This is a genomic window from Paraburkholderia sp. FW306-02-B (genome assembly GCF_058782725.1).
Window position 1 is genome coordinate 3583920 of sequence record NZ_JBYSXZ010000001.1, and the last position, 26690, is coordinate 3610609.

Genomic DNA, 26690 nt, shown 5'->3' on the forward strand with positions numbered 1-26690 from the left:
TAATCTCTAAAAAACCCGGGCGGCAACCCCGGGTTAAGACTTACGACTCTAATTTTGCTTTGCCGCCATGTCTTGCTACGTCAAGTGGCCGTCAGATCACCAGGCGGTGATCACCGACCCGCCGAATTTGCTTTCGACAAACTGCTTCACGTCCGGCGAGTGATACGCCGCGACCAGCTTGGCGACCCACGGCTTGTTACGGTCGGCTTCGCGGATCGCGATGATGTTCACGTACGGACCCTTCGGGTCTTCGATCGCAATGGCGTCCTGCTTCGGCTTCAGGCCCGCTTCCATCGCGAAGTTGGTGTTGATCGCGGCGGCGTCCACGTCGTTCAGCGAACGCGGGATTTGCGCGGCGTCGAGTTCGACGATCTTCAGCTTCTTAGGGTTGTCGACGATGTCGAGCGGCGTCGCCTTCAGGCCGGCATCCGCCTTCAGTTTCAGCAGACCCTGCTTTTGCAGCAGCAACAGTGCGCGGCCGCCATTGGTCGGATCGTTCGGCACGGCGATCTTCGCACCCGGCTGCAACTCGGCCAGCGACTTCACCTTCTTCGAGTAGATGCCCATCGGGAACGTAACCGTGTCGGCGACGCGGATCAGCTTGTAGCCGCGATCCTTCACCTGCGCCTGCAAGTACGGGTCGTGCTGGTAGCTGTTGGCATCGAGGTCGCCGCCGGCCAGCGCCGCGTTCGGCTGCACGTAGTCGGAGAACTCGACGATCTTGATGTTCAGACCGTTCTTCGCCGCGACCGTCTTCACGACTTCCATGATCTGCGCGTGCGGACCGCCGGTCACGCCGACCTTGATCGAATCGTCAGCGTGCGCAGCGGTGGCCGTGGCGAACAGCGACGCGGCGCCGAGCGTGGCGGCAAGCTTGAGAATGAAACGACGTTGCATGATGGACCTTTTCCGAATCTATCGATTCTGTTTAGCGGGTTCCGACGACCCCTGTTATCGCGTTTTACTTATGGCTCAAACGACGCACGAGCCAATCCCCGAACGACTGCACCAGTTGCACAAAGACGATCAGAATCACCACGACCGTCAACATCACTTCCGGCAAAAAACGCTGGTACCCATAACGGATGCCCAGATCGCCGAGCCCGCCGCCGCCGATCGCACCGGCCATCGCCGAATAGCCGACCAGCGACACGAACGTGATCGTCAAACCGGCCACCACGCCCGGCAACGATTCCGGCAACAGCACCTTGAAGACGATCTGACTGGTGGTCGCGCCCATCGCCTGCGCGGCTTCGATCAGACCGCGATCGACTTCGCGCAAAGCGGTTTCGACCAGACGCGCGATGAACGGCGCGGCGGCGATCGTCAGCGGCACCACTGCCGCGGCGGTACCGATCGACGAACCCACCACCAGCCGCGTGAACGGAATCACCGCGACCAGCAAGATGATGAACGGCGTCGAACGCACGGCGTTGACGACCACGCCCATGACGCGGTTCACGGCGATGTTCTGCAGCACGCCCTGACGGTCCGTCAAATACAACAGCACGCCGAGCGGCAAACCGACCACCGCGCCGACCAGTCCGGAAATGCCCACCATCACGAGCGTTTCCCAGAACGACTGGACGAACATATCGAACATTTCACTCAACATACGACAGCTCCTCTACCACCACACCCTGGTCACGCAGATACGTCAGCGCCTGTGCGACCTTCGTCGGTTCGCCACCCGCGAGCACGGCGAGCGAGCCGAACGCCTGCCCCTGGATCTCGTCAATCTGGCCATGCAGGATGTTGAAGTCGAGTTCATAGCGGCGAATCGTCTCGGACAAAATCGGCTGATCGACGCCCGAGCCCGTGAACGCGAGACGCAGCAAATGGCCGCTGCCGGTCTTCAGGCGTTCGGCGACGCGCGCTTTCATCGCGGGCGGCAGTTCTTGCGCGATCACGTCGCCGATCAGCGCGCGCGTGACTTCGTGATGCGGTTGCAGGAACACGTCGATGACCTTGCCCTGCTCGACGACACGGCCCGCGTCCAGCACCGCGACGCGGTCGCAGACCTGCTTGATCACGTCCATCTGGTGCGTGATCAGCACGACGGTGAGGTTGAGCTCGCGATTGATGCGCTTGAGCAGATCGAGAATCGCGCGGGTCGTCTCGGGATCGAGCGCGGAGGTCGCCTCGTCGGAGAGCAGCACCTTCGGTTTGCTCGCCAGAGCACGCGCGATGCCGACGCGCTGCTTCTGCCCGCCGCTGATCTGCGCCGGATAACGATCCTTCTGTGCCGACAACCCGACCAGAGCGAGCAAGGGCAGCACGTTCGCCTCGATCTCCGCGCGCTTCATGCCGGCCAGTTCGAGCGGCAACGCGACGTTGTCGAACACCGTGCGCGACGACAGCAGGTTAAAGTGCTGGAAGATCATGCCGATCTCGCGGCGCGCCTCGCGCAATTGCGCTGAAGGCAGCGTCGTCAGATCGCGGCCGTTGACGACGATGTTGCCTTCGGTCGGGCGCGTCAGCAGGTTAATGGTACGCACGAGCGTACTCTTGCCCGCGCCGCTGCGGCCGATAATGCCGAACACCTCACCCGCAGGAATCGACAGATTGACGTTGTGCAGCGCCTCGACCCAGCCCCGGGGCCCCGCGAAGCGCTGAGAAATATTGCGTATTTCGATCATGGAAAAACGAAACGGCGGAGTTTGCCAGCGAGCGTTGTGCGCTCCCGACAAGCGGCCGCCGTTGCTTTTATTGGGATTTGAGCCCGCAATTCTACCGCAGCGTCAACATTCCCCTTAATAATCAATTACGATCTTTTCATAACCAAAGAGAATTAGAGGCGCGCCCGGTAAGCGATTCTCGCGTACGCTCAACCGCTGCGACTATGATCGGGCGGATCAAAAACAGGACAAGTGGCGGCTATGGAGACAACCCAACCCAGCAATGCGCGTGCCGCCGAGGGCATCCGCAGCGGCGCCCCGCTGCTCTCGACGGTCACGACGAGCGACGGCTTCGAACTGCCCTTATATCGCTGGCCGGCCACTGTGCCGCTGCGCGCCACGGTCGCGCTGGTGCACGGGCTCGCGGAGCACGCGGGGCGCTACGCCGCGCTGGCCGCGCGTCTGAATGCGGCCGGCCTCGAACTGGTCGCGATCGATTTGCGCGGGCATGGGCATGCGCCCGGCAAACGCGCCAGGGTCGATCGTTTCGACGACTATCTGCTCGACGCCCGGGCCTTATTCGATGCAGTGGCCAGCAGCAGCGCACCGCTGTTCCTGATGGGCCACAGCATGGGCGGCGCAGTCGCCGCGCTGTATACGATCGAGCGGATCGAGGCGAGCGGGCGTCAGCTGAGCGGTCTAATCCTCTCGAGCCCCGCACTCGCGCCCGGTCACGACGTGCCACGCTGGATGCTCAAGCTGAGCCAGGTGATCAGCCGCCTCTGGCCGAGCTTCCCGGCAATGAAGATCGACGCGGCTTTGCTGTCGCGCCTTCCGTCAGTGGTCAACGCCAATCGCAATGACCCGCTGGTTCATCACGGCGCGATCCCCGCGCGCACCGGCGCGGAGCTTCTGCTGGCGATGGCGCGCATCGAACGCGGCCGCGCGGGCTTGCGGGTGCCGCTGCTGGTGTACCACGGCACCGCGGACAAGCTCACCGAACCGGATGGCAGCCGCGATTTCGGCCAGCACGCGGGCTCGCCGGACAAAACGCTCACGCTGTACGAAGACAGCTATCACGAGACAATGAACGATCTGGACCGCGACCGGGTGATCGGAGAGTTGATTGCGTGGATCGAGGCGCGGGCTTCTAAAGTCTGAGCGCTCAGTCGAAGGCCCGGCGCGAACGGCAGCGCACCTAGCGCTGCCAGTCGGGCGGCCGTTTGTCGATGAATGCCTGCACGCCTTCGAGCGCGGAGTCGTCCATCATGTTGCAGGCCATTGTCTGGCCCGCGAGCTGATAAGCCGCTTCAATGCCCATTTCGAGCTGACGGTAGAACAGGTCCTTGCCGGCGCTGACTGCTTCGACCGGTTTCGCGCAGATGCTGGTGGCGAGCTTCGCGACCTCGGCGTCGAGCGCGTCCGCCGGCACGACGCGGTTCACAAGACCCTGACGCTTCGCCTCCGGTGCATCGATGAAATCGCCCGTCAGTAACATTTCGAGCGCCGCTTTGCGCGACAGGTTGCGCGACAGCGGCACCGAAGGCGTTGCGCAAAACAGGCCCAGGTTGACGCCCGAGACGGCAAACCGCGCTGTATCGGCGGCGACCGCGAGATCGCACATCGCGACAAGCTGGCAACCGGCCGCCGTGGCGATGCCGTGCACGCGCGCGATGACCGGTTGCGGTAAGCGCTGAATCGTCAGCATCAGCTTCGTGCAGCGTGCGAATAATGCCTGGTAATACGCAAGCGATGGCGCCGCGCGCATTTCCTTCAGATCGTGCCCTGCGCAGAAGGCGCGGCCCGCACCGGCGATCACGACCACCCGTGCTTCGGATTGCGCGAGTTCCGCCAATACCGTCTGCAGCTCGTCGAGCAAGGCTTCGGACAGCGCATTGAACGCGTCCGGCCGGTTCATCGTCACCAGCACAGCGCCCGCCACGCCATAAGCGTCGTGTTCGATCTGCAGCAGTGAAGCGTTGCGCACATCGGCATTCATGGCTTACTCCTCATTGAAGTTCGCTTTCGCGCCGCGCCTCAGATCCCGGCCAGCGCGCGCACATGCGCGACCACGCTGCGCCCGAGCGCCGACAGGTTGTACCCGCCTTCCAGGCAACTGACGATACGTCCGCGCGCATAGCGGTTCGCGATCTCGCGCACCTGATCGGTGATCCACGCGTAGTCGTCCTCGACGAGGCCCATGTTGCCGAGATCGTCCTCGCGATGCGCGTCGAAGCCGGCCGAGATGAAGATCATCTCCGGCTTGAATTCATGCAGACGCGGCAGCCACAGCATATCGACCGCCTCGCGCACCGCCATGCCCTTCGAGCGCGCCGGCATCGGCACGTTGCACATGTTGGGCGCCTGATTGTCGGCGCCGGTGAACGGGTAGAACGGATGCTGGAAGATGCTGCACATCAGCACGCGCGAATCGCCCGAGAAGGCGGCCTCGGTGCCGTTGCCGTGATGGACGTCGAAGTCGACGATCGCGACGCGCTGCATGCCGTGCACTTCGAGCGCATGGCGTGCGGCAATCGCAACGTTGTTGAAGAAACAGAAACCCATCGCACGCGCCGGCTCGGCATGGTGGCCGGGCGGGCGCACGCTGCAAAACGCGTTGTCGTAACGGCCTTCGATGACGGCGTCGGTGGCGGCTACCGCGGCGCCCGCGGCACGCAACGCGGCCTGCAAGGTGTGCGGATTCATCGAGGTGTCGGGGTCGATTTCGGCAAGGCCTTCGGCAGGCGAGCGGCTGCGGATGTAATCGATGTGCGCCTGGGTATGCACGCGCAATAACGAGGCTTCATCGGCCAGCGGCGGCGACTCGCGTTCGATCAGCGAGTCGATGCGGCTTGCGATCAGTTGGTCTTCGATTGCCTGCAGGCGCGCCGGGCATTCGGGATGCCATTGCCCCATATCGTGCAGCAGACAGTCGGCGTGAGTATAAAAGCCTGTTGCCATGATTCTCTTCTGCGGCGCGGCGCCTTCGAGGCGTGCGCGGCGTGTCTCCGTCCAAGGGCGCGCGCCCTCGGCGCGCCAACTATCGTCAAGTTACCACACGATGCGGCTGTGACGTGCTGGGCGCAGTTTTGCAGAAGGCGTCGGGTATACTGCCCCGATCCGTTTTTTTCCTGTCTCTTTTGCACTGCGCCCTAGCTCACTATGACCGTCAAGCTTGCTCTGTCTGCACGAAACCGGCTACGCACAACGCGCGTCGCCACCGCACTGTCCGTCGCATGGTGCGTGTTCACAGCAGCCAGTCCGGTAATGGCGCAAAGCACCGCTGCGCAGAAGCTGCCGCTGCAGGTCGCGCAAAGCCAGCCGCAACAGGCGGTGCCGCAGGGGCAAACCTTCGAAGAAGAAATCATCCCGCAGCGCTACGCGAATAATCCGAATGTCGATGCGTTCATCAACGACATGTCCGCGCGCTACGACTTCGACCAGGCCGCGCTGCACGCGCTGTTCGCGCGCGTGAGCTATTCGGCGACCGCAGTCAAGCTCGTCACGCCGTCGCCGTCGCCGTCGGTCAAGAACTGGCGCGTGTATCAGTCGCGCTTTCTCGACCAGATTCGCATCAACGCCGGCGTGCGCTTCTGGCGCGCCAACCAGGCAACGCTGCAACGTGCTTACGAAGAGTTCGGCGTGCCGCCGGAGGTGGTGGTCGGCATTATCGGTGTGGAGACGATCTACGGCCGCTTCATGGGCAACTTCCGCGTGCTCGACGCGCTGACCACGCTCAGCTTCGACTACCCGAACACCGCCAATCGCGCGGATCGCCAGACGACCTTCCGCAAGAATCTCGAAGACTATCTGGTGTGGACGCGCGATTCGCAGATCGATCCGACCACGGTACTCGGCTCGTACACCGGCGCGATCGGCATTCCGCAATTCCTGCCGAGCAGCATCGTGCAATACGCGGTGAGCTACGACGGCAACAAGCAGATCGATCTGCGCACGAGCCAGGCGGATGCGATCGGCAGCGTGGCGAACTATCTGCGTCAGAACGGCTGGGAAAACGGCCGGCCCGTGGTGTGGAAGATCGGCACGGACGCGGGCAGCCTGGGCGTTGCGCAAGCCGCCGCTGACGGTCAGCCGGAACCGCACTGGCCGTTGCAACAACTGCTGCGCGCTGGGCTGCTTGTGAACGAGCCGGGGATCGATATCGCGTCCGAAGCGGGTACGCCGGTGACGGTGGTCGATCTGCCCTCGCCGGGGCGGGGCACCGAGTACATGCTGGGCTTGAAGAACTTCTATGTATTGACGCGCTATAACCGGAGCTTCTTTTATGCGCTCGCGGTTTATCAGTTAGGCGAGCGGGTCAAAGCGCAGATGGCGGCGAGCGATGCGGCGAACGGCAACAATGCGGCGCCGCCAAGTGCGGCTTCGCAGTAAGCTGCGCTGCGACACCAGGAAAAAGCGAAACAAAAAGCGCCGGCTGGACCGGCGCTTTTTTATGGCTAAAACGACTTAACGCCAGCTACGCGCGCTCAAGCCGGAAACACACCGGTCGACAGGTAACGGTCACCGCGATCGCAGACGATAAACACGATCGTCGCATTTTCGACCTGGCGCGCGACCCGCAGCGCCACTTCGCAAGCGCCGCCCGACGAAATGCCAGCGAAGATCCCTTCAACCGACGCCATACGCCGCGCCATCGCTTCGGCTGCGGCCTGACTCACGTTCTCGACGCGGTCCACGCGGCTGCGATCGAAAATCTTCGGCAGATACGCTTCCGGCCACTTGCGGATGCCGGGAATGCGCGAGCCTTCCTCCGGTTGCGCACCGATGATTTCGATCGCCTGATTCTTTTCCTTCAAATACGTCGACACGCCCATGATCGTGCCGGTCGTGCCCATCGACGACACGAAGTGCGTGATGCGCCCTTCGGTGTCTCGCCAGATTTCCGGGCCGGTTCCTTCGACGTGCGAGGCCGGATTGTCCGGGTTCGCGAACTGGTCGAGGATGATGCCCTTGCCTTCGCGCTGCATCTGCTCGGCGAGATCACGGGCGTATTCCATGCCGCCCGTCACCGGCGTCAGCACGATCTGCGCACCGTAGGCGGCCATGCTCTGACGCCGCTCCACCGACAGATCTTCCGGCATGATCAGCACCATCTTGTAGCCGCGGATCGCCGCTGCCATCGCCAACGCGATGCCGGTGTTGCCGCTGGTCGGTTCGATCAGCGTGTCACCTGGTTCGATGCGGCCGCGCGCTTCCGCTTTTTTGATCATCGACAGCGCCGGACGGTCTTTCACCGAACCCGCAGGGTTGTTGCCCTCGAGCTTCGCGAGGATCACATTGTTGCGGTTGCGGATATCGTCGTCGGGGAGCCGGACGAGTTGCACGAGCGGCGTATTGCCGATCGTGTCTTCAATCGTTTTGTAAGCCATATCGGTTCTAGTGCTGTCGATGCGCGGAGTCTTTAATTCATCAATTCTAAACCACCGTGCGCGCGGCTGCCGCGCGGCCCTTCTACCCGTATGGATGCAGCGATGCCGGGCGGCTGGTGCATAGCGCTCATTCGGCGCTCATCGGGCACGCAAAAAAGCCCGCGGCTGAGAACCGCGGGAGCCAGTCATCCGCATGACAGCTGAAGGAGTGTTCTTGTCAACTCCGGCCATGAATGGAAACTACGTTAGCAAACGCTGCGCGTGGACGACCAGCCCCGCGCGCAAGGCCCGCGTCAGACTATTTCTTCACCGCGACAGTGGCGTCGCTCTTTTGCGTATTGCCCGCAGCGGCCGCGCCTTTGGTCTGGAGAGGCGCCGCAGCCTGCGCGCCAGCAGCCGCGCCAGCCGGACCGACAGCGAGACCCTCCGCCTGCAGGCGCTCGACGGTATGCCCGCCCATGCCTTTGACGCGCTTGCCGAGATCGGCCGGGTCTTTGAATGGACCATGCGTCGAACGCTCTTCGAGAATGGCTTTCGCTTTGGCAGCACCGATGCCCTTGATGCCGCGCAGCGCATCCTCGTTAGCCGTGTTGACGTCGACCGCCGCATACGCGTGGCCGAAAGCGGCGAGCATAGCCGCGGTAACCAGAATTTTTCGAAACATATGGAATCTCCCTCGTACAACCGGTTGGCGACCATCACCAACCGGGAGATTCCAGTTTAAAGAGGGATGCGAAAGATTTACACCTGGCCGAATAGCCAACGTACGTAACGATCGACACCTTCCTGCACGCTCAAAAACGGCGCGTCGTAGCCCGCCGCGCGCAGCTTCGACTGGTCCGCTTGCGTGAAGCATTGGTACTTGCCACGCAATGCATCGGGGAACGGAATGTATTCGATCAGCCCGCGCTGCACCTGATCAGCGAGCGATAACGGCGCTTCGTTGTTCAGCGAGCGCAGCGTGTTGACCACTGTGGTCGCGATGTCGTTGAACGGCTGCGCGCGGCCGCTGCCCAGGTTGAAGATGCCCGACTTGTCCGGGTTGTCGAAGAAGAACAGGTTGACCTTCACCACGTCTTCGACGGAAACGAAATCGCGCGTCTGTTCGCCCGCGGCATAACCGTTGTACTCGCCGAACAGCTTGACCTTGCCTTCGGCGCGGAACTGGTTGAAGTTGTGGAATGCCACCGACGCCATGCGCGCCTTATGCGTTTCGCGCGGACCGTACACGTTGAAGTAACGGAAGCCCGCGATCTGGCTCTTCGCGGTGGGCAGCACGCGGCGGATCACCTGGTCGAACAGGAACTTCGAATAGCCGTATACGTTCAGCGGCTGCTCGACGTCGCGCTCTTCGACGAAACGGCTCGAGCCGCCGTACGTCGCCGCCGAAGACGCATACAGAAACTGGATGTTCTGCGCGAGACACACGTCGAGCACGTCGCGGCTATAGCGGAAGTTGTTGTCCATCATGTAGCGGCCGTCGGTTTCCATCGTGTCCGAGCAGGCGCCTTCGTGGAAAATCGCGCGCACTTTGCCGAAGTCGCCGCGCTTGAAGCGTTCGACGAATTCGGTCTTGTCGAGATAGTCGTCGATTTCGCAGTCGACGAGATTCTTGAATTTGTCCGCTCGCGTGAGGTTGTCGACCGCGATGATGCGTTGCTCGCCGCGATCGTTGAGCGCCTTCACGAGATTGCTGCCGATAAAGCCGGCCGCGCCGGTGACGATGAGGGTCATGATGGTCCTGCGCTAGTGAGCTTTGCATGGGATCGGAGTAAGCGCCAAAGCGCTAACTCCGATCGACAGGTTCAGTTGACGCCCCGCGGCTCACCTGTTTCGCGCCGCAACCGGGCGTAAAACGGGAGACCGGGCGGGCCGCATCAATGAAAGAGTTCGTCGTAGTCGACGGTAGCAGTGCCGAGCTTACCGACCACGATGCCGGCCGCGCGGTTCGCGAGCCCAACCGCCTCGACCAGCGTGAGGCCCGCGCCGAGCATCGCGGCAAGTGTGGCGATCACGGTGTCGCCCGCGCCCGATACATCATACACTTCGCGTGCTACGGCCGAAGCGTGCAGGATGCCGTCGTCGGAGAAGAGCGTCATGCCCTCTTCCGAACGCGTCAACAGCAGCGCCTTGAAGTCGAGATCGGCGCGCAGTCTGGTCACGCGCGCGATCAGATCTTCTTCGGATTTCCACTGGCCTACCACTTCGCGCAGCTCGGCGCGATTCGGCGTGATCAGCGTCGCCCCCCGATAGCGCTCCCAGTCGTCGCCCTTCGGATCGACCAGCACCGGCTTGCCCGCCGCATGCGCCTTCGCGATCATCTGCGTGACGTGCGTAAGACCGCCCTTCGCATAATCCGACATCAGGATCACGTCATGCGTCGGCAGCAAGTCATCGAAACGGGCGAGACCCGCGAGCAGCACTTCGTGAGCCGGCGTGTTTTCGAAGTCGACGCGCAGCAGCTGTTGCTGACGCGACAGCACGCGCAATTTGATCGTGGTGAGCAACGCGGGGTCGCGTTCGAGATGCGGCGTCACACCGCTTTCGCTGAGCAACTGCACGATTCGCTCGCCGGGTTCGTCATGGCCGACTACACACAACAAACCAGCTTGCGCGCCCAGCGCAACCGCATTGCGTGCCACGTTTGCGGCGCCACCGAGCCGGTCTTCCTGGCGCTGCACGTGCACGACCGGCACCGGCGCTTCCGGCGAGATGCGGTTCACATCGCCGAACCAGTAGCGATCGAGCATCACATCGCCGACCACCAGCACACGCGCGGCGCCGAGCTGCGCACGCGGTACCACGGTGAGCTCGGCCGTGGACCTGGACTGAGCGGCCTCAGGCATGGTTTGCGGCATCGGCCGGAAGTTCGAAGGGTTGGGCATAAGGTCGTCCAATCGAGTGATAGTCGAAGCCGAGCTCGGTCATCGCGTCCGGTTCGTACAGGTTACGGCCGTCGAAAATCAGCGGTGACTTCAGCACCGATTTCAGATGCATGAAATCCGGGCTCTTGAATTCCTTCCATTCGGTGACGATCACAAGCGCGTCGGCGCCGGTGAGCGTTTCGTCCTGGGTGCTCGTGAAATGCAGACGCGCGAGCTGCTCCGGCGCGTAGTGCAAATCGATCGCGAACACGCGGTGCGCTTCAGCCACCGCGACCGGATCGTACGCGCGCACCTGCGCGCCCCGCGCCAGCAACTCGGCGATCACGCGGCGGCTCGGCGCTTCGCGCATGTCGTCGGTATTCGGCTTGAACGCGAGCCCCCACACGGCAAAGGTGCGGCCGCTCAGATCTTCGCCGAGCTTGTGCGTGATCTTGCGCACCAGCACGTCCTTCTGCTTGTAGTTCACGTCCTCGACGGCTTCGAGGATGCGCAGATTGTGGCCGCTTTCACTCGCGGTACGAATCAACGCCTGCACGTCCTTCGGGAAGCACGATCCGCCGTAGCCGCAACCGGCATACAGGAAGTGATAGCCGATACGTGGGTCCGAACCGATACCGCGACGCACTGCTTCTATGTCCGCGCCGACGCGATCCGCCAGATTCGACATCTCGTTCATGAACGAGATGCGCGTGGCGAGCATCGCATTGGCTGCGTATTTCGTGAACTCGGCCGAGCGCACGTCCATATACAGCGTGCGTTCGTGATTGCGGTTGAACGGCGCGTACAGACGCTTCATCAGTTCGCGCGCGCGCAGGCCGGCTTCGTCTTCGTCGCTGCCGATCACGATGCGATCGGGGCGCATGAAATCGTCCACCGCCGCGCCTTCTTTCAGAAACTCAGGATTGGAGACTACCGAGACGCGGTGCTGCTCGCTGTCGGCGAGGCCACGCCTGGCCAGTTCCTCTTCGACCACCGCGCGCACGCGCTGCGCGGTGCCGACCGGCACCGTCGATTTGTCGACGATCACCTTGAAGCCGTTCATCGTGCGGCCGATACTGCGCGCAGCTTCAAGCACGTATTGCAGATCGGCCGAGCCGTCCTCGTCGGGCGGCGTGCCGACGGCGATGAACTGCACGTCGCCGTGCGCGACGCTCGCTTCGATGTCCGTCGAAAACGTGATGCGGCGAGCCGCGCGCGTGCGGGCGATGATCTCCTGCAAACCCGGCTCGTGAATCGGCACGCCGCCGTTATTGAGGATTTCGATCTTGCGCGGATCGACGTCGAGACAGAAGACGTCGTGGCCGATTTCGGCGAGACACGCGCCAGTGACGAGGCCGACATAGCCTGTGCCGATAATGGTGATTTTCATACGCTTTCCGGTAGAGGGTTCCGGTGATGATTCCCGGTGATGAAGCCGGTTATGAACACGTTGCGAGGTCCGCCCACGCATGCGCTGTTGCCATGCGCGTGGCGAAGCAGCCGCGCGGCCGGTGCCGGCGCGGTCGCTGTGGCGTCAATTCGACGCAGTGATCGGTTCGACGCGACGCGGCGCATAGGTTTCCCAACCGCTGCAACCTGGGCACTGCCAGTAGAAAAGCCGCGCCCGAAAACCGCAATTCTGGCACGTATACCGTGGCAGATTTTTGGTGCGCTGACGGATCAGCGTGCGCATCAGCTCGAGCTCGCTGCGCCGCGGCTCTTCCGCGACGGCTTGCTGCGCTTCCAGAAGACGCGTCATACCTGCCAGATTAGGTGACTTCTGCATCTGCGAGCGCGCCAGCGCATGAGCGGCGTCGGGACCGCGCAACGCCGCGACGTGCTGATACGCGACGTCGAGCAGATCGTTCGACGGATAGCGATCCACCCACGTGGTCAGCAGATCGGCACCCTCTTGCGGGCGGCCGAGCGCTTCGTAGGCCTTCATCAGCTTTTCGGCGACGAGCGGCAGATACGCCGGATTCTGTTCCTCGACGCGCCGCCATTGGGTAATGGCGGCCTCTTGCGCATCGCCTGTCGCATCGACGTCGCCGAACAGGATCGTGGCGCGCACGTTAGTCGGATTGGCCTTCAACGCAAAGCCAAGCTGACGGCGCGCTTCGTCCGGGTTCTTCTGTTGCAGCGCTTCCTGGGCCAGTTCGCAATGGAATTGCGCGATTTCCTTGTCGAGCGATTCAGCGCCCATCGTTTCCAGATGACGCGCGGTGTCGATCGACTTGACCCAGTCTTTCTCGATTTCGTAGATCGTCAGCAGCGCGCGTTGGGCGCCCAACGCATAGTCGCCCGTTTCGAGCGAGCGGAAAGTTTCCTCCGCGCGATCGAGCAGGCCCGCCTTGAGGAAGTCCTGGCCCAATTCGTACAGCGCGTGATCGCGCTCGGTGACAGGCAGATCGGCTCGGCTCAGCAGGTTCTGATGCACGCGAATCGCGCGGTCGGTCTCGCCGCGGCGCCGGAACAGATTTCCCAGCGCGAAGTGCAACTCGACCGTTTCCGGGTCGAGCTTGACCACTTCGATGAACGCATCGATCGCTTGATCCGGCTGCTCATTGAGCAGGAAATTCAGGCCACGGAAATACGAACGCGGCAGGTTGGCGCTTTCAGACAGCAGCGTCTTGAGGTCGTAGCGCGCGGCCATCCAGCCGAACGCGAAAGCGACGGGTACGGCAAGCAGCCACCAGAAGTCTAGATCCATGCGATTAATGCAAACGAGCGGGAAGGCAAAAACGGAAAGCCGCGCGCACGGTCAGTACACGCGGCGGAAGAAAACTTAGATCAGCGGCGGCATCGGCGGCTGTTCGACCACCACCGGTGTTTCGCGCGCTACCCGCAACTCGCGCTTGAGCCGGCCGTTCTCCATACGCAAGCGCACCATGGCCGGCATCGACGACACCAACCCGGCCAGCAGCCCAACCACGAAGAAGGCAAGGCCGATCAGGATCAACGGAGCCGACCAGGCGTAGCCAGCGAGGAAATTCAGCGTAGCGGGTTGCGTATTGGAGAGCGCGAGCACCAGCAGCAGCACGAACACCAGTACACGGATCAGCCAGACGATAAATTTCATGAATAGGTCTCTTGACGGCAGTTGCGGGGTGACGCCGGCTTGATGACGCGTCGCGCCACGGTGTTGCCCGCGCCGAAGTGACCCGTATTGTAATTGAAGCCCTCGCGGCTGGGCAGGAACTGGCTGATTGCGGACTTACGCGAGTTTTATCTTGCCGCAAGCGAATGCATTCGCGGGCATGTTTGGTTTCAGGATGCGCCGTGCGCCTCTACACGCCGCATCCAGCGTACAAACGAAAATGCAGACGAAAAAAAAGCGCCCGAAGGCGCTTTTTCTGGTCTTTTGCCGTCTGGCTTTGGCCGCTGACGCTACCGATGCCACGCTACGAACCGCACAGCGAGGTTTTACAGATCGTCATCCGGCTCTTCGGCCTTCAACGGCTCGCCCGCACGCCGATCGACCCGCTCGCGCAATTCCTTGCCAGGCTTGAAGTGCGGTACGTACTTCTCAGGTACCAGCACCTTCTCGCCCGACTTCGGATTACGCCCGACGCGGGAAGGACGACGATTGAGGCCGAAGCTGCCGAAGCCGCGAATTTCGATGCGATGACCGTTGGCAAGCGCCTCCGACATCGCATCAAGCATCGTCTTCACCGCGAAATCCGCATCCTTGAGGACAAGTTGCGGAAATCGCGTAGCCAGCTGGGCGACCAATTCCGATTTGGTCATACTGCAGCAGACCTCTCAGAGCTTACTGGTTCTGGCCGTCGAGCTTGGCCTTCAACAGCGCGCCGAGGTTCGTCGTGCCGGTTGCAGCCGAGCTGTTGTCCGACGCGAGGCCACGAATCGCTTCCTGCTGTTCGGCCGAGTCCTTGGCCTTGATCGACAGGTTGATGCCACGCGACTTGCGATCGATGTTGATGATCATCGCGTTGACCTTGTCGCCTTCCTTCAGCACGTTGCGAGCATCTTCCACGCGGTCCTGGGCGATTTCCGAAGCGCGCAGGTAGCCTTCGACTTCCGCCGACAGCTGAACCACTGCACCCTTCGCGTCCACCGTCTTGACCACGCCGTCGACGATCGAACCCTTGTCGTTCATTGCAACGAAGTTGCTGAACGGGTCGCCTTCGAGCTGCTTGATGCCCAGCGAAATGCGTTCCTTCTCGACGTCGATGCCGAGAACGATTGCTTCCACTTCGTCGCCCTTCTTGTACTTGCGAACAGCTTCTTCGCCCGTTTCGCTCCACGACAGGTCCGACAGGTGAACCAGACCGTCGATGCCGCCCGGCAGACCGATGAAGACGCCGAAGTCGGTGATCGACTTGATTGCGCCTTGCAGCTTGTCGCCCTTCTTGAAGTTGCGGCTGAAGTCGTCCCACGGGTTCGGCTTGCATTGCTTCATGCCGAGGCTGATACGGCGGCGGTCTTCGTCGATTTCGAGAACCATGACTTCGACTTCGTCGCCCAGCTGCACAACCTTCGACGGTGCAACGTTCTTGTTCGTCCAGTCCATTTCCGACACGTGGACGAGGCCTTCGATGCCCGATTCCACTTCGACGAATGCGCCGTAGTCGGTGATGTTGGTGACCTTACCGAACAGGCGCGTGCCCGACGGGTAGCGGCGCGAAATGCCTTCCCACGGATCGTCGCCCAGTTGCTTGATGCCCAGCGAAACGCGGTTCTTCTCTTGATCGAACTTGAGGATCTTCGCGGTGACTTCCTGGCCAACCGACAGCACTTCGCTCGGGTGACGCACACGACGCCATGCGATGTCGGTGATGTGCAGCAGACCGTCGATACCGCCGAGGTCCACGAATGCGCCGTAATCGGTGATGTTCTTCACCACGCCTTCGACGATCGCGCCTTCCTTCAGCGTTTCGAGCAGCTTTGCGCGCTCTTCGCCTTGGGTCGCTTCGATCACAGCGCGGCGCGACAGCACGACGTTGTTACGCTTGCGGTCGAGCTTGATGACGCGGAATTCGAGGGTCTTGCCTTCGTACGGGGTCGTGTCCTTGACCGGACGCGTGTCAACCAGCGAACCCGGCAGGAACGCGCGGATGCCGTTGACCATGACGGTCATGCCGCCCTTGACCTTGCCCGTGATCGTGCCGGTCACGAGTTCGTTGTTGTCGAGCGCCTTTTCCAGCGACAGCCACGAAGCCAGACGCTTCGCCTTGTCGCGCGACAGGATGGTGTCGCCATAGCCGTTTTCCAGCGCGTCGATCGCGACGGAAACGAAGTCGCCCGCCTGCACTTCTACCTCGCCCGCGTCGTTCAGGAACTCTTCGAGCGGGATGTAGGCTTCGGACTTGAGACCAGCGTTGACGACCACGAAGTTGTGGTCAACGCGCACGACTTCGGCGGAGATCACTTCGCCAGCGCGCATGTCTTGCTTGGTCAGCGACTCTTCGAACAGAGCCGCAAAAGATTCGGTATTCGGGGTAGAGGTTTGCAGGTCGGACATAAAAATCAAAATTTGCATGGTTCTCGCGGTGCCCGGCTGGCCGGACGGTCAGCAACTTCGGCAAGAATGCGAATGCCACGCGGGGTTAAGGGGTTAATACACGCTCCACGACCATCGCGGAGCACCTACTGACAACAGAACTTCTACTGCGCCCGCGGCTTATGCGCAATTCGTACATTCATCAAGCATGCGGGACTAAAGCTTCATACCACTGCACCACCTGTTCGACCGCCTGGTCGACCGACAACGCGGAGGTATCAAGCAGCTTTGCATCTGCTGCGGGCTTGAGCGGCGCGGCTGCGCGCTGACTGTCACGCTCATCGCGCTCACGCAAATCCCGGAGCAAGTCATCTATATTAGCAGAAAATCCTTTTTGGATCAATTGCTTATGCCGGCGCGCAGCGCGGGCCTCGACGCTGGCTGTCAGGAACACCTTCAGAATCGCGTCCTGGAAGATCGCCGTGCCCATGTCGCGGCCGTCGGCGACCAGCCCCGGCTCCTTGCGAAAAGCCCGCTGACGCGCCACCAGCGCGGCGCGCACGGGCGCGTGCACGGCGATCGCGGAGGCGCGGCTGCCGACCTCCTCCGCGCGAATGTCGGCGGATACGTCGACGCCGTCGAGCTGCGCGAGGCCCTCGCGAAACGTGATATGCAGGTCGTCAATCAGCTTTGCAAGCGCGTCGGCATCGTCCGGCGCAATGTCGTAGCGCATGCTGGCGAGCGCGGCGAGCCGGTACAGCGCGCCGCTATCCAGCAGGTGGAAGCCGAGGCTCGCGGCAACCAGCGCGGCCACGGTGCCTTTGCCGGAGGCACTCGGGCCGTCGATCGTAATGACGGGCGTCTGGTGAAAGGGACGGGTCGGTTTCATCGAAAAAGTCGCACGTCAGTCGATTCGGGGACGAATCAGGGTTGAGCGAGCGCGATAAAGCGCTCGAAATAATCGGGGAACGTCTTGCCGACGCATTTGGGGTCGTTGATCCGGATCGGCACGCCGCCGAGACTCACCAACGAGAAGCACATCGCCATGCGGTGATCGTCGTAAGTGTCGATCGAGGCGTTCGGAATCAGTTTTTCAGGCGGCGTAACGACGAGGAAATCCTCGCCCTCCCGCACTTTCGCGCCGACCTTGCGCAGTTCTGTTGCCATCGCGGCGATCCGGTCGGTTTCCTTCACGCGCCAGCTGGCAATGTTGCGCAACGTGGTCGTGCCATCGGCGAACAGCGCGGCGACGGCGATGGTCATCGCCGCGTCGGGAATCAGGTTGAAGTCCATGTCGATCGGCTCGAGCTTGCCGCTGTCATGGCCGACGCCGCGCACTTCGATCCAGTCGTCGCCCATCTGCAGGTTCGCGCCCATTTTGATCAGCGCATCGGCAAAACCGACGTCGCCCTGGATGCTGGCCCGGCCGACGCCTTCCACCCGCAGCGGCCCGCCGCCGAGCGCGCCGGCCGCCAGAAAATACGACGCCGACGACGCATCGCCTTCCACCATGATCGTGCCCGGCGACTGATAGCGCCGGCCGGCCGGCACCACGAACTGATGCCAGCCGTTGCGCTCGACCTTGATGCCGAAGCGCTCCATCAGCTTGATCGTGATCTCGATATACGGCTTCGAGATCAGTTCGCCGTCAACCTGCACGGTCGTGACGCCGCTTTCGGTGCGCAACAGCGGCAGCGTCATCAACAGCGAGGTGAGGAACTGGCTCGACACGTCGCCGCGCACGCGGATCGGCGCGTCAGCAGAAATCTGCGCCGGGCGAATCCGCAGCGGCGGATAGCCTTCATTCGCTTCGTAGTCGATCTTCGCGCCGATCTGCCGCAGGCCGTCGACCAGATCGCCGATCGGCCGCTCGTGCATGCGCGGCACGCCGTGCACGCGATAGTCGCCGCCGTTGACCGCGAGCGCTGCCGTCAGCGGACGCACCGCCGTGCCCGCGTTGCCGAGGAACAGGTCGGCGGTACGAGCGGTGAACGCGCCACGCGTGCCGGTTACGACGCAGGTGTCGCCGTCGCGCTTCAGGCGCACGCCGAGCTTTTCGAGCGCGTCGAGCATCACGCGCGTGTCGTCCGAATCGAGCAGATTCGTAATGGTCGTTTCGCCTTCGGCGAGCGCCGCGAGCAGCAACACCCGGTTCGAAATGCTCTTCGAGCCTGGCAGACGAATCGTGCCGGACGCACGGGAAAACGGTCCGAGATCGAGGAATTCCATGATTGAGTCCAGTTTCCGGTTATTTCAAGGCGTCGCTGGGCGCGACAGCCGCACCGCGCTGTTCCTGCCACTCGGTGCGCGCGACACGCGAGCGCGCGAACACGGCTTCGAGCGCGGCGCCGTCGGCAGCCTCGATCGCCGCCCGCAAGCGCGCGAGCACCGCCGCGTAGGCATCGAGTTCGTCGAGCAGCGCGACGCGATTCGCGACGCACACGTCGCGCCACATTTCCGGGCTCGACGCAGCGATCCGCGTGAAATCGCGGAAGCCGCCGGCAGCAAATGAAAATTTCAGCGCGGCGTCAGGCGAATTGAGAATCTGTTCGACCAGCGCGAACGACAACACGTGCGGCAAATGGCTGACCGACGCGAACACGCGGTCATGCTGCTCCGGCGTCATCTCGTGCACGGCGGCGCCGGTGGCAGCCCACATCGCGGTAACCCGCGCGACGGCCTCGGGCACGCTCTCCGGCAGCGCGCACAACACGACGTTGCGGTTCACATACAGGTCGGGCAAGGCGGCATCCACCCCGCTCGACTCACGCCCGGCAATCGGATGGCCCGGCACGAATTGGCTGATCCGCGCACCGAGCGCCGCCCGAGCAGCGGCGACCACGTCGGATTTGGTGCTGCCTGCGTCCGTGACGATCGTGCCCGCGTCGAGAAACGGCGCGATGCGTTCGAGCAGCGGCTGAGTCTGCGCGACAGGCGCGGCAAGCAACACGAGATCTGCGCCGGACAATGCTTCACGCAACGCGGCATCGTCATTCAGCGCCGCAGTTCCGTCGATTACGCCCAATTCCAGCGCTCGCGCGGTCGACGCGGGCGAACGCCCGACCCCGATCACCGTGCGCGCGCCTGCCGCGTCGCCGCGCTCGCGCAACGCGCGAGCGAGCGATCCGCCGATCAGGCCGACACCGAAAATCACCAGTTTGTTAAAAGAGAACGCGGCCACGTCGATCACAGAAAAAAGCGCGCCGCAGATCAATCCAGGCGCGCGGGTCAAGGTCTACCGCTTATGCGGTGGCGAGCGTTTTCTCAAGCGCCGCAAGGAACGCTTCGTTTTCTTCCGGCAGGCCGATCGTGATGCGCAGCCATTGCGGCAAACCGTAATTGCCGACCGGTCGAACGATCACGCCCTGCTTCAACAATTCGAGGTTGACGCGATTGCCGGCTGCGTCTTCGTTGCCGACACGCACCAGTACGAAGTTGCCGTCCGACGGCACATATTCGAGGCCGAGCTTGTCGAATGCTTCGGTCAGGCGACGGTAGCCTTGCGCATTCAACGCCGCGCTCTTTTCCAGAAACGCCTTGTCGTTCAGCGCCGCGATCGCCGCGGCTTGCGCCAGCGTGTTCACGTTGAACGGCTGACGCAGACGGTTCAGCAGATCGGTCAATTCGGGCTGAGCGATCGCGAAGCCGACGCGCAAGCCGGCCAGACCAAACGCCTTCGAGAACGTGCGCGACACCAGCAGATTCGGATAACGGCGCACCCACGCGATCGAGTCGTAGCGCTTTTCTCGCGGCAGATATTCGGTGTACGCCTCATCCAGCACGACGACCACGTTACGCGGCACCTTGTCGAGAAACGCTTCGAGTTTCGGGCCTTCGATGAACGTGCCGGTCGGGTTGTTCGGGTTCGCGACGAAGATCAGGCGCGTATCGTCAGTGATCGCGGCGAGCATCGCATCGAGGTCGTGGCCGTACTTGACGGCCGGCACGACGATCGCGCGTGCGCCCACGCCTTGCGTGGCCAGTGCGTACACAGCGAACGAATACTGCGCGTACACGACCGACTGGCCCTTCTCCACCACCGCGTGCGCAGCGATTTCGAGGATATCGTTGCTGCCGTTGCCAAGCGTGACCCAATCAGCCGGCACGCCGTAGCGCTCGCTCAACGCCGCCTTCAGTTCGAACGCGTTCGCATCCGGATAGCGGCCGAGTTCGCTGGCGGCCTGCGCCATGGCGCGCTGCGCCGACTCCGGCATGCCGAGCGGATTTTCATTCGACGCCAGCTTCACGATGGTCGCTTCGTCGAGGCCGAACTCGCGTGCCACTTCCGAAATCGGTTTGCCGGCGATGTAAGGCGCAATCGCGCGCACATAGGAAGGACCGAAGGACGCTGTCATGAAATCTCCGAACAACTATTTAGTAAATGAATGCGCGGCCGGCGCGCTCGAGTGCCATTAGCGAGGCATTAGCGGGCGCGCGGATACGAGCCGAGTATCTTCAGGAACTCGGCCTTCTGGCCGAGTTCGGCGAGCGCGGCGGCGACCGCCGGATCGTCGCGATGGCCCTCGACGTCGATGTAGAAGTAGTACTCCCACGTGCCGACGCGCGCCGGACGCGATTCGAAACGCGTCATCGATACGCTGTGGCGCGCGAGCGGCTCGAGCAGCTTGAATACCGCGCCCGGCTCGTTCGCCACCGAAACGATCAGTGACGTCTGGTCGTGCCCGCTGACGCCGGCCCGCTCCTTGCCGATCATCACGAAGCGCGTGCGGTTGTGCGGATCGTCCTGGATCAACGCGAATGCCACCTGCAAGCCGTAGTGCGTCGCGGCGCGATCGCCGGCGATGGCCGCGACTGTCGGATCGTCCGCAGCCATGCGTGCCGCTTCCGCGTTGCTCGACACCGCCTGGCGCTCCAGATGCGGCGCGTTCGTGGAAAGCCAGCGCTGGCATTGGGCGAGCGCCTGCGCATGTGCGCACACGCGCGTCACGCCGGTGAGGCCGCCGTTCAGCGTCAACAGATTGTGGTGAATCGGCAGCGCCAGTTCGCCGCCGATCGTGAGCTGCGTTTGCAGCAGCAGATCGAGTGTGCGCGACACTGCGCCTTCGGTCGAATTCTCGACCGGCACGACGCCGAATTCCGCGGCGCCCGCTTCGACTGAGCGAAACACTTCGTCGATCGACGGGCATGGCAAGCCTTCGATCGAATGACCGAAGTACTCGTGCATCGCCTGCTCGCTATAGGTGCCGACCGGGCCGAGATACGCAGCCTTGATGGGTTTTTCGAGCGCGCGGCTCGCGGCCATGATCTCGCGCCAGATCGCGCTGATATGCTCGCTCGCGAGCGGCCCTTCGCTCATGTCCTGCAAGCGCGCGATCACCTGCTGTTCACGCTCAGGGCGGAACACCGGCGCGTTGAAATGCTTCTTGACCTCGCCCACTTCGAGCGCGACCGCCGCCCGCTGATTGAGCAGCGCGATCAGCTGCGCGTCGAGCGCGTCGATGCGCTCGCGAAGGGGTTTGAGTCGGGTATTGAGTTCGTCGTCCATGCGTGAAAACGGCCCTGCCGGGAAACTACTGGAAAGGATGCGCGCGCCTGAATGTCTGAAACGATCAGGCGCTGCGCTGTTCGAATTCCTTCATGTATTCGACAAGCGCTTTGACGCCTTCGAGCGGGACGGCGTTATAAATCGACGCCCGCATGCCGCCGACGGACTTGTGGCCCTTTAGCTGCACCATTCCCCGCGCTTTCGCGCCGGCCAGGAAATCTTCGTTGCGCGACTCGTCGGCGAGGAAAAACGGTACGTTCATCCGCGAGCGCGAGCCACGCTCGACCTTGTTCAGATAGAAGCGGCTCGAATCGATCGCGTCGTACAACAGCTTCGACTTTTCGAGGTTACGCGCTTCCATCGCGGCAAGGCCGCCCCGTTTCTTCAACCACTTGAACACCAGCCCGGCGATGTAGATCGCGTAGGTGGGCGGCGTGTTGTACATCGAATTGTTCTCAGCGACGGTCTTCCATTCGAACGCCGACGGGCAGATCGACTGCGCGCGATCCAGCATATCTTCGCGCACGATCACGACCGTCACGCCCGCCATGCCGATGTTCTTCTGCGCGCCGCCGTATAGCACGCCGTATTTGGCAATGTCCATCGGGCGCGACAGGATGTGCGACGACACGTCCGCGACCAGCGGAATATCGCCCATATCGGGGATCTCGAAGGTCTCGACGCCGTGGATCGTCTCGTTGGTGCACAGATGCACGTAAGCCGGATCGTCCGACAGTTGCCATTCGGAGCGCGCTGGCGCGCGCGTGAAGCCGTCCGCCGTCTGGCCGCTCGCCGCCAGATGCACGGTGCCGTACTTTTGCGCTTCCTTGAACGACTTCTGCGACCACGAACCCGTTACAACGTAGTCCGCACGCGGTTTCGCGCCGAGCAGATTCATCGGCACGATCGCGTTTTCGCCCAAACCGCCGCCTTGCAGGAACAGGATACGGTGGCTGGCCGGCACCTCGAGCAACTCGCGCAAATCGACCAGCGCTTCCTCGTGGATCGACATGAACTCTTTGCCGCGATGGCTCATTTCCATCACGCTCATGCCGCTGCCTTGCCAATCGAGCATCTCGTCGGCTGCCTGGCGCAGCACTTCTTCTGGCATGGCCGCAGGGCCGGCGGAGAAATTAAAGACGCGCATCGTGGGATCCCCGGAAGCAGGCGCGAAAAACGTAAATCGCGTAAAAATCGGCGAAGTTGGCAATCGCGAAGCTCAACATCGTGAAGCTGGCATCGCGAATCTGACAACGCGAGTTTGACGACGATTTCGCGCCCAAAAAGAAAATGGCCGTCTGCGCGTGTGCGCAAACAGCCATTATCGCATTGTCACCGCCAACCCGCCAAACCCGGACGCTGTGAAGCGTACCGACCGGCGGCTAGCGCGATGTCAGCGTAGCCTTCGACCTGAGCTTACTTAGCCGGCTTGACCGACGCGACTTCCTTGTCGGCCTGGTCACGCGTTGCCTTGATCGATTGCGGCATGTACTTTTGCATCAAGCCATTCACGACGTCGCGGCCAACCTGGTCTTGCACCTGGATGAACTTGCGGCCGGTCGGGCTCTTGTAGAACGTGGTCAGGTCCTTGATTTCCGACGTGCTGTAGTACTTCGCGTATGCGTCGTACTGAGCTTGCATTGCGTCTTGACGGAAACCGTCCGTTGCGAACACCTGGCCCGCGCCGTCAACCAGCTTCGGCACTGCGTTCTTTTGCAGCGTCGGGACGGAAGCCTGCTTCTGCTTGTCCGTCATCGTCTTGTTTTCGCTCAGGGCGTCCGACAGGATAGCCGGAACCAGTTGCTTGGCTTGCATTTGCGCGCTGTTGCCGATGGCGCCGACGAGCTTCTGTGCGTCGATTGCGTCCAGCAGGTCCTTGATAGCAGCCTGCTTGGCCGGATCAACCGGTGCCGCCGCAGCAGCCGGAGCCGCCGGAGCCTGGCTCTGAAGCGCTTGAGCCATAGCAAAGGTCGGCACGAGTGCAGCCAGCAACATCAGTTGTTTGAATCGTTTTTGCATCACTACTCCCTAAGAGAAATTAACTTGAACTACCAGCTGCGCGGGATACGTATCGGCCCGATACGCCATTTTTCCCTGCGCAGCTTTCACCCAATAACTGAGACTGAGAGCCGCCGACGCGAATCAGACTGCACCACCGTCTTCACCGCCGTTGTCGCTTTCAGCGGGACCTTCGGCGTCACCTTCGACATCCACATCCGCTTCCGCCTCGGCAACCTGTTGCAGACCTGAAAGCTTGGTTCCTTCGTCAAGGCTGATGAGTGTAACACCTTGGGTTGCGCGCCCCATTTCCCGAATTTCCGACACGCGCGTGCGGATCAGCACGCCCGTATTGGTGATCAGCATGATCTGCGCTTCCGGATCCACCAGTGTGGCGGCGACCACCTTGCCGTTACGCTCCGACGTCTGGATCGCGATCATCCCCTTCGTACCGCGCCCGTGGCGCGTGTACTCGGTGATCGGGGTGCGCTTGCCGAAGCCGTTTTCGGTTGCGGTGAGCACCGACTGCTGCTCGTCGCCAGCCACCAGCAGCGCAATGACATTCTGACCGTCTTCGAGCTGCATGCCGCGCACACCGCGCGCCTCGCGGCCCATCGGACGCACGTCGTTCTCGTCGAAACGCACCGCCTTGCCCGAATCCGAGAACAACATCACGTCATGCTGGCCGTCGGTGATGGCGGCGCCGATCAGGTAATCGCCGTCATCCAGACCGACTGCAATAATACCCTTGCGCAACGGCCGGCTGAAGGCTTCCAGCGGCGTCTTCTTTACCGTTCCTAACGCGGTGGCCATGAACACGAACTTGTCGGCCGAGAATTCCTTGACCGGCAACACGACCGTGATCTTCTCGCCGTCCTGCAACGGGAACATATTGACGATCGGACGGCCGCGAGAGTTCCGCGAACCTTGCGGCACCTCATAAACCTTGACCCAATACACGCGGCCGCGGTTCGAGAAACACAAAATGTGATCGTGCGTATTCGCGATGAAGAGCGTGTCGATCCAGTCGTCTTCCTTCATGGAAGTCGCCTGTTTACCGCGGCCGCCGCGCTTTTGCGCGCGATATTCGGACAACGGCTGCGATTTCACATAACCGGTGTGCGACATGGTCACAACCATCTCTTGCGGCGTGATCAGATCTTCGGTGTTCAGTTCGGTCGCGTTCAGTTCGATCTTCGAGCGGCGCGCGTCGCCGAATTCGGCCTTGATCGACGTCAGTTCGCCGACGATGATCGCCGTAATGCGTTCCGGGCGGGCCAGAATGTCCAGCAGATCGGCGATTTGCGCCATCACTTCGCGGTACTCGCCGATGATCTTGTCCTGCTCCAGACCGGTCAGGCGTTGCAGACGCATCTGCAAGATTTCCTGAGCCTGTGTGTCGGACAAGCGGTAGAGGCCGTCGGCCTGCATGCCGAACGCCGGATTCAAACCGTCAGGGCGATACGCTTCGCGGCCGCCGGCTGAGGCGTTTTCCGTCTCCGCGCGCGCCAACATCTCCCGCACCAGCGACGAATCCCACGGACGCGCCATCAATTCCTGCTTAGCGATCGGCGGAGTCGGCGCGGCCTTGATGATCGCGATGAAATCGTCGATGTTGGCGAGTGCAACCGCCAGACCTTCGAGCACGTGACCGCGTTCGCGCGCCTTGCGCAGTTCGTATACAGTGCGCCGCGTCAACACTTCCCGGCGATGCGACAGGAAGCACGACAGCATTTCCTTCAGGTTGAGCAGCTTCGGCTGGCCGTCGACCAGCGCGACCATGTTCATGCCGAAGGTGTCCTGAAGCTGGGTCGCCTTATACAGATTGTTGAGGATGACCTCAGGCACCTCGCCGCGCTTGAGTTCGATCACGACGCGCATACCGCTCTTGTCGGATTCGTCGCGGATATCGGAGATGCCTTCGAGCTTCTTCTCGTTGACCAGTTCGGCGATACGCTCCAGCAACGAGCGCTTGTTCACCTGATACGGCAACTCATCCACGATGATCGCCATGCGCTGGCCGCGGTCGATTTCCTCGAAGTGCGTGAGCGCGCGCATCACCACACGGCCACGGCCGGTGCGATAGCCATCGCGCACACCGGCCACGCCGTAGATGATGCCGGCGGTCGGGAAATCGGGCGCCGGGACAATCTCGATCAACTCGTCGATCGTCGCTTCCGGGTTTTTCAGCAGATGCTGACACGCGTCGACGACTTCGTTGAGATTGTGCGGCGGGATATTGGTCGCCATGCCGACCGCAATACCGGACGAGCCATTGATCAGCAGATTGGGAATGCGCGCCGGCAGAATGGCCGGCTCGTTTTCGCTGCCGTCGTAGTTCGGCGTGAAGTCGACCGTTTCCTTGTCGATGTCGGCCAGCAGTTCGTGGCCGATCTTCGCCATGCGGATTTCGGTGTACCGCATGGCCGCGGCGTTGTCGCCGTCGACCGAGCCGAAGTTGCCCTGACCGTCCACCAGCATGTAGCGCAGCGAGAAATCCTGCGCCATCCGGACGATCGTGTCGTAGACAGCCGTGTCGCCGTGCGGGTGATATTTACCGATGACATCGCCGACAATACGCGCCGACTTCTTGTAAGCCCGGTTCCAGTCGTTGTTCAGTTCGTGCATCGCGTACAGCACGCGCCGGTGCACCGGCTTCAGGCCATCGCGAACGTCGGGAAGCGCACGCCCCACAATCACGCTCATCGCGTAATCGAGATACGAACGGCGCATTTCCTCCTCTAGGGAGATTGGCAGAGTCTCTTTGGCGAATTGATCCATTATCCGTATCTTTTACGTGCGAAGACGACGACAACACCGCGCCTTCGCGTAAGCATTGCAGGCGCAACGCAT

Annotated in this window: 24 protein-coding genes; 2 read left to right on the forward strand and 22 right to left on the reverse strand. The window is 62.3% G+C overall.

Translation table 11 applies throughout. The features are described 5' to 3' along the window. Positions 1–96: 96 nt before the first annotated feature. The 3 genes from AC3WOG_RS15860 to AC3WOG_RS15870 all read right to left on the reverse strand — a co-directional run bounded on the left by AC3WOG_RS15860 (position 97) and on the right by AC3WOG_RS15870 (position 2639). Positions 97–897, reverse strand: a complete 801-nt coding sequence (locus tag AC3WOG_RS15860) for a MetQ/NlpA family ABC transporter substrate-binding protein (RefSeq protein WP_492578868.1) — start codon at positions 895–897, stop codon at positions 97–99. Positions 898–961: 64 nt separating this feature from the next. Then, positions 962–1615, reverse strand: a complete 654-nt coding sequence (locus AC3WOG_RS15865) for a methionine ABC transporter permease (protein WP_492578869.1) — start codon at positions 1613–1615, stop codon at positions 962–964. Next, positions 1605–2639, reverse strand: a complete 1035-nt coding sequence (locus AC3WOG_RS15870; RefSeq protein WP_492578870.1) for a methionine ABC transporter ATP-binding protein — start codon at positions 2637–2639, stop codon at positions 1605–1607. Before AC3WOG_RS15870 ends, AC3WOG_RS15865 begins: the two co-directional genes overlap by 11 nt. A 240-nt stretch (positions 2640–2879) precedes the next feature. Between AC3WOG_RS15870 and AC3WOG_RS15875 the strand changes: the two genes are divergently transcribed. Further along, positions 2880–3779, forward strand: coding sequence for an alpha/beta hydrolase (locus tag AC3WOG_RS15875; protein WP_492578871.1), 900 nt, complete (start codon positions 2880–2882; stop codon positions 3777–3779). Between the two features lie 37 nt (positions 3780–3816). Here the strand turns inward: AC3WOG_RS15875 and AC3WOG_RS15880 are convergent, their stop codons facing one another. Together AC3WOG_RS15880 and AC3WOG_RS15885 are read right to left on the reverse strand one after the other, a co-directional pair. Next, positions 3817–4617 (reverse strand): enoyl-CoA hydratase, encoded by an 801-nt coding sequence (locus tag AC3WOG_RS15880; RefSeq protein WP_492578872.1) that lies wholly within the window; start codon positions 4615–4617, stop codon positions 3817–3819. A 38-nt stretch (positions 4618–4655) separates the two neighbouring features. Continuing rightward, the gene (locus AC3WOG_RS15885) at positions 4656–5579 is read right to left on the reverse strand and encodes a histone deacetylase family protein (protein WP_492578873.1); all 924 of its coding nucleotides are present in this window, start codon (positions 5577–5579) and stop codon (positions 4656–4658) included. Between the two features lie 201 nt (positions 5580–5780). On the opposite strand from AC3WOG_RS15885, the gene mltB reads away from it, so the two are divergent. Next, positions 5781–7010: a lytic murein transglycosylase B gene (mltB, locus tag AC3WOG_RS15890; RefSeq protein ID WP_492578874.1), complete on the forward strand. Its 1230-nt coding sequence runs from the start codon at positions 5781–5783 to the stop codon at positions 7008–7010. Positions 7011–7105: 95 nt separating this feature from the next. On the opposite strand, the gene cysM is transcribed toward mltB, so the two are convergent. The 17 genes from cysM to gyrA form a co-directional block, all read right to left on the reverse strand. Continuing rightward, positions 7106–8008, reverse strand: a complete 903-nt coding sequence (gene cysM / locus AC3WOG_RS15895; protein WP_492578875.1) for a cysteine synthase CysM — start codon at positions 8006–8008, stop codon at positions 7106–7108. A gap of 298 nt (positions 8009–8306) precedes the next feature. Further along, positions 8307–8672 carry a ComEA family DNA-binding protein gene (locus tag AC3WOG_RS15900; RefSeq protein ID WP_492578876.1) on the reverse strand — a complete coding sequence of 122 codons (366 nt, stop codon included), beginning with the start codon at positions 8670–8672 and terminating at the stop codon, positions 8307–8309. A 77-nt stretch (positions 8673–8749) separates the two neighbouring features. After that, positions 8750–9742: an ADP-glyceromanno-heptose 6-epimerase gene (gene rfaD, locus AC3WOG_RS15905; protein WP_492578877.1), complete on the reverse strand. Its 993-nt coding sequence runs from the start codon at positions 9740–9742 to the stop codon at positions 8750–8752. Between the two features lie 143 nt (positions 9743–9885). Continuing rightward, positions 9886–10893 (reverse strand): D-glycero-beta-D-manno-heptose-7-phosphate kinase, encoded by a 1008-nt coding sequence (gene rfaE1 / locus AC3WOG_RS15910; protein WP_492578878.1) that lies wholly within the window; start codon positions 10891–10893, stop codon positions 9886–9888. Continuing rightward, positions 10847–12262, reverse strand: coding sequence for a UDP-glucose dehydrogenase family protein (locus AC3WOG_RS15915; protein ID WP_492578879.1), 1416 nt, complete (start codon positions 12260–12262; stop codon positions 10847–10849). Before AC3WOG_RS15915 ends, rfaE1 begins: the two co-directional genes overlap by 47 nt. A 144-nt stretch (positions 12263–12406) precedes the next feature. Then, positions 12407–13582 carry a lipopolysaccharide assembly protein LapB gene (lapB, locus tag AC3WOG_RS15920; RefSeq protein ID WP_492578880.1) on the reverse strand — a complete coding sequence of 392 codons (1176 nt, stop codon included), beginning with the start codon at positions 13580–13582 and terminating at the stop codon, positions 12407–12409. A gap of 75 nt (positions 13583–13657) precedes the next feature. Further along, positions 13658–13951: a LapA family protein gene (locus AC3WOG_RS15925; protein ID WP_091800094.1), complete on the reverse strand. Its 294-nt coding sequence runs from the start codon at positions 13949–13951 to the stop codon at positions 13658–13660. A 344-nt stretch (positions 13952–14295) separates the two neighbouring features. Continuing rightward, the gene (locus AC3WOG_RS15930; RefSeq protein ID WP_007180889.1) at positions 14296–14619 is read right to left on the reverse strand and encodes an integration host factor subunit beta; all 324 of its coding nucleotides are present in this window, start codon (positions 14617–14619) and stop codon (positions 14296–14298) included. 22 nt (positions 14620–14641) lie between these two features. After that, entirely contained in the window at positions 14642–16372 is a 1731-nt protein-coding gene (gene rpsA, locus AC3WOG_RS15935; protein WP_410837282.1) for a 30S ribosomal protein S1, read from the reverse strand. 163 nt (positions 16373–16535) lie between these two features. Further along, on the reverse strand, positions 16536–17222 hold the full coding sequence (gene cmk / locus AC3WOG_RS15940; RefSeq protein WP_492578881.1) for a (d)CMP kinase: 687 nt from the start codon (positions 17220–17222) through the stop codon (positions 16536–16538). A 35-nt stretch (positions 17223–17257) separates the two neighbouring features. After that, positions 17258–18562: a 3-phosphoshikimate 1-carboxyvinyltransferase gene (gene aroA, locus AC3WOG_RS15945; RefSeq protein ID WP_492578882.1), complete on the reverse strand. Its 1305-nt coding sequence runs from the start codon at positions 18560–18562 to the stop codon at positions 17258–17260. 19 nt (positions 18563–18581) lie between these two features. Continuing rightward, complete coding sequence (locus tag AC3WOG_RS15950; protein ID WP_492579818.1) at positions 18582–19523, reverse strand: prephenate dehydrogenase; 942 nt, start codon at positions 19521–19523, stop codon at positions 18582–18584. Positions 19524–19575: 52 nt separating this feature from the next. Then, positions 19576–20688: a histidinol-phosphate transaminase gene (gene hisC / locus AC3WOG_RS15955; RefSeq protein ID WP_492578883.1), complete on the reverse strand. Its 1113-nt coding sequence runs from the start codon at positions 20686–20688 to the stop codon at positions 19576–19578. A 68-nt stretch (positions 20689–20756) separates the two neighbouring features. Further along, positions 20757–21839 (reverse strand): prephenate dehydratase, encoded by a 1083-nt coding sequence (gene pheA, locus AC3WOG_RS15960; RefSeq protein WP_492578884.1) that lies wholly within the window; start codon positions 21837–21839, stop codon positions 20757–20759. Positions 21840–21903: 64 nt separating this feature from the next. Beyond that, complete coding sequence (gene serC / locus AC3WOG_RS15965; protein ID WP_492578885.1) at positions 21904–22986, reverse strand: 3-phosphoserine/phosphohydroxythreonine transaminase; 1083 nt, start codon at positions 22984–22986, stop codon at positions 21904–21906. A 269-nt stretch (positions 22987–23255) separates the two neighbouring features. Further along, positions 23256–23858 carry a DUF2059 domain-containing protein gene (locus tag AC3WOG_RS15970; RefSeq protein ID WP_492578886.1) on the reverse strand — a complete coding sequence of 201 codons (603 nt, stop codon included), beginning with the start codon at positions 23856–23858 and terminating at the stop codon, positions 23256–23258. Between the two features lie 123 nt (positions 23859–23981). Next, positions 23982–26618 (reverse strand): DNA gyrase subunit A, encoded by a 2637-nt coding sequence (gyrA, locus tag AC3WOG_RS15975; RefSeq protein WP_492578887.1) that lies wholly within the window; start codon positions 26616–26618, stop codon positions 23982–23984. Positions 26619–26690: the final 72 nt, after the last annotated feature.

Coding starts and splice junctions, on each gene's coding strand:
- AC3WOG_RS15860 (WP_492578868.1), bottom strand. CDS start 897: ATGCAACGTCGTTTCATTCTCAAGCTTGCCGCCACGCTCGGCGCCGCG.
- AC3WOG_RS15865 (WP_492578869.1), bottom strand. CDS start 1,615: ATGTTGAGTGAAATGTTCGATATGTTCGTCCAGTCGTTCTGGGAAACG.
- AC3WOG_RS15870 (WP_492578870.1), bottom strand. CDS start 2,639: ATGATCGAAATACGCAATATTTCTCAGCGCTTCGCGGGGCCCCGGGGC.
- AC3WOG_RS15875 (WP_492578871.1), top strand. CDS start 2,880: ATGGAGACAACCCAACCCAGCAATGCGCGTGCCGCCGAGGGCATCCGC.
- AC3WOG_RS15880 (WP_492578872.1), bottom strand. CDS start 4,617: ATGAATGCCGATGTGCGCAACGCTTCACTGCTGCAGATCGAACACGAC.
- AC3WOG_RS15885 (WP_492578873.1), bottom strand. CDS start 5,579: ATGGCAACAGGCTTTTATACTCACGCCGACTGTCTGCTGCACGATATG.
- mltB (WP_492578874.1), top strand. CDS start 5,781: ATGACCGTCAAGCTTGCTCTGTCTGCACGAAACCGGCTACGCACAACG.
- cysM (WP_492578875.1), bottom strand. CDS start 8,008: ATGGCTTACAAAACGATTGAAGACACGATCGGCAATACGCCGCTCGTG.
- AC3WOG_RS15900 (WP_492578876.1), bottom strand. CDS start 8,672: ATGTTTCGAAAAATTCTGGTTACCGCGGCTATGCTCGCCGCTTTCGGC.
- rfaD (WP_492578877.1), bottom strand. CDS start 9,742: ATGACCCTCATCGTCACCGGCGCGGCCGGCTTTATCGGCAGCAATCTC.
- rfaE1 (WP_492578878.1), bottom strand. CDS start 10,893: ATGCCCAACCCTTCGAACTTCCGGCCGATGCCGCAAACCATGCCTGAG.
- AC3WOG_RS15915 (WP_492578879.1), bottom strand. CDS start 12,262: ATGAAAATCACCATTATCGGCACAGGCTATGTCGGCCTCGTCACTGGC.
- lapB (WP_492578880.1), bottom strand. CDS start 13,582: ATGGATCTAGACTTCTGGTGGCTGCTTGCCGTACCCGTCGCTTTCGCG.
- AC3WOG_RS15925 (WP_091800094.1), bottom strand. CDS start 13,951: ATGAAATTTATCGTCTGGCTGATCCGTGTACTGGTGTTCGTGCTGCTG.
- AC3WOG_RS15930 (WP_007180889.1), bottom strand. CDS start 14,619: ATGACCAAATCGGAATTGGTCGCCCAGCTGGCTACGCGATTTCCGCAA.
- rpsA (WP_410837282.1), bottom strand. CDS start 16,372: ATGCAAATTTTGATTTTTATGTCCGACCTGCAAACCTCTACCCCGAAT.
- cmk (WP_492578881.1), bottom strand. CDS start 17,222: ATGAAACCGACCCGTCCCTTTCACCAGACGCCCGTCATTACGATCGAC.
- aroA (WP_492578882.1), bottom strand. CDS start 18,562: ATGGAATTCCTCGATCTCGGACCGTTTTCCCGTGCGTCCGGCACGATT.
- hisC (WP_492578883.1), bottom strand. CDS start 20,688: ATGACAGCGTCCTTCGGTCCTTCCTATGTGCGCGCGATTGCGCCTTAC.
- pheA (WP_492578884.1), bottom strand. CDS start 21,839: ATGGACGACGAACTCAATACCCGACTCAAACCCCTTCGCGAGCGCATC.
- serC (WP_492578885.1), bottom strand. CDS start 22,986: ATGCGCGTCTTTAATTTCTCCGCCGGCCCTGCGGCCATGCCAGAAGAA.
- AC3WOG_RS15970 (WP_492578886.1), bottom strand. CDS start 23,858: ATGCAAAAACGATTCAAACAACTGATGTTGCTGGCTGCACTCGTGCCG.
- gyrA (WP_492578887.1), bottom strand. CDS start 26,618: ATGGATCAATTCGCCAAAGAGACTCTGCCAATCTCCCTAGAGGAGGAA.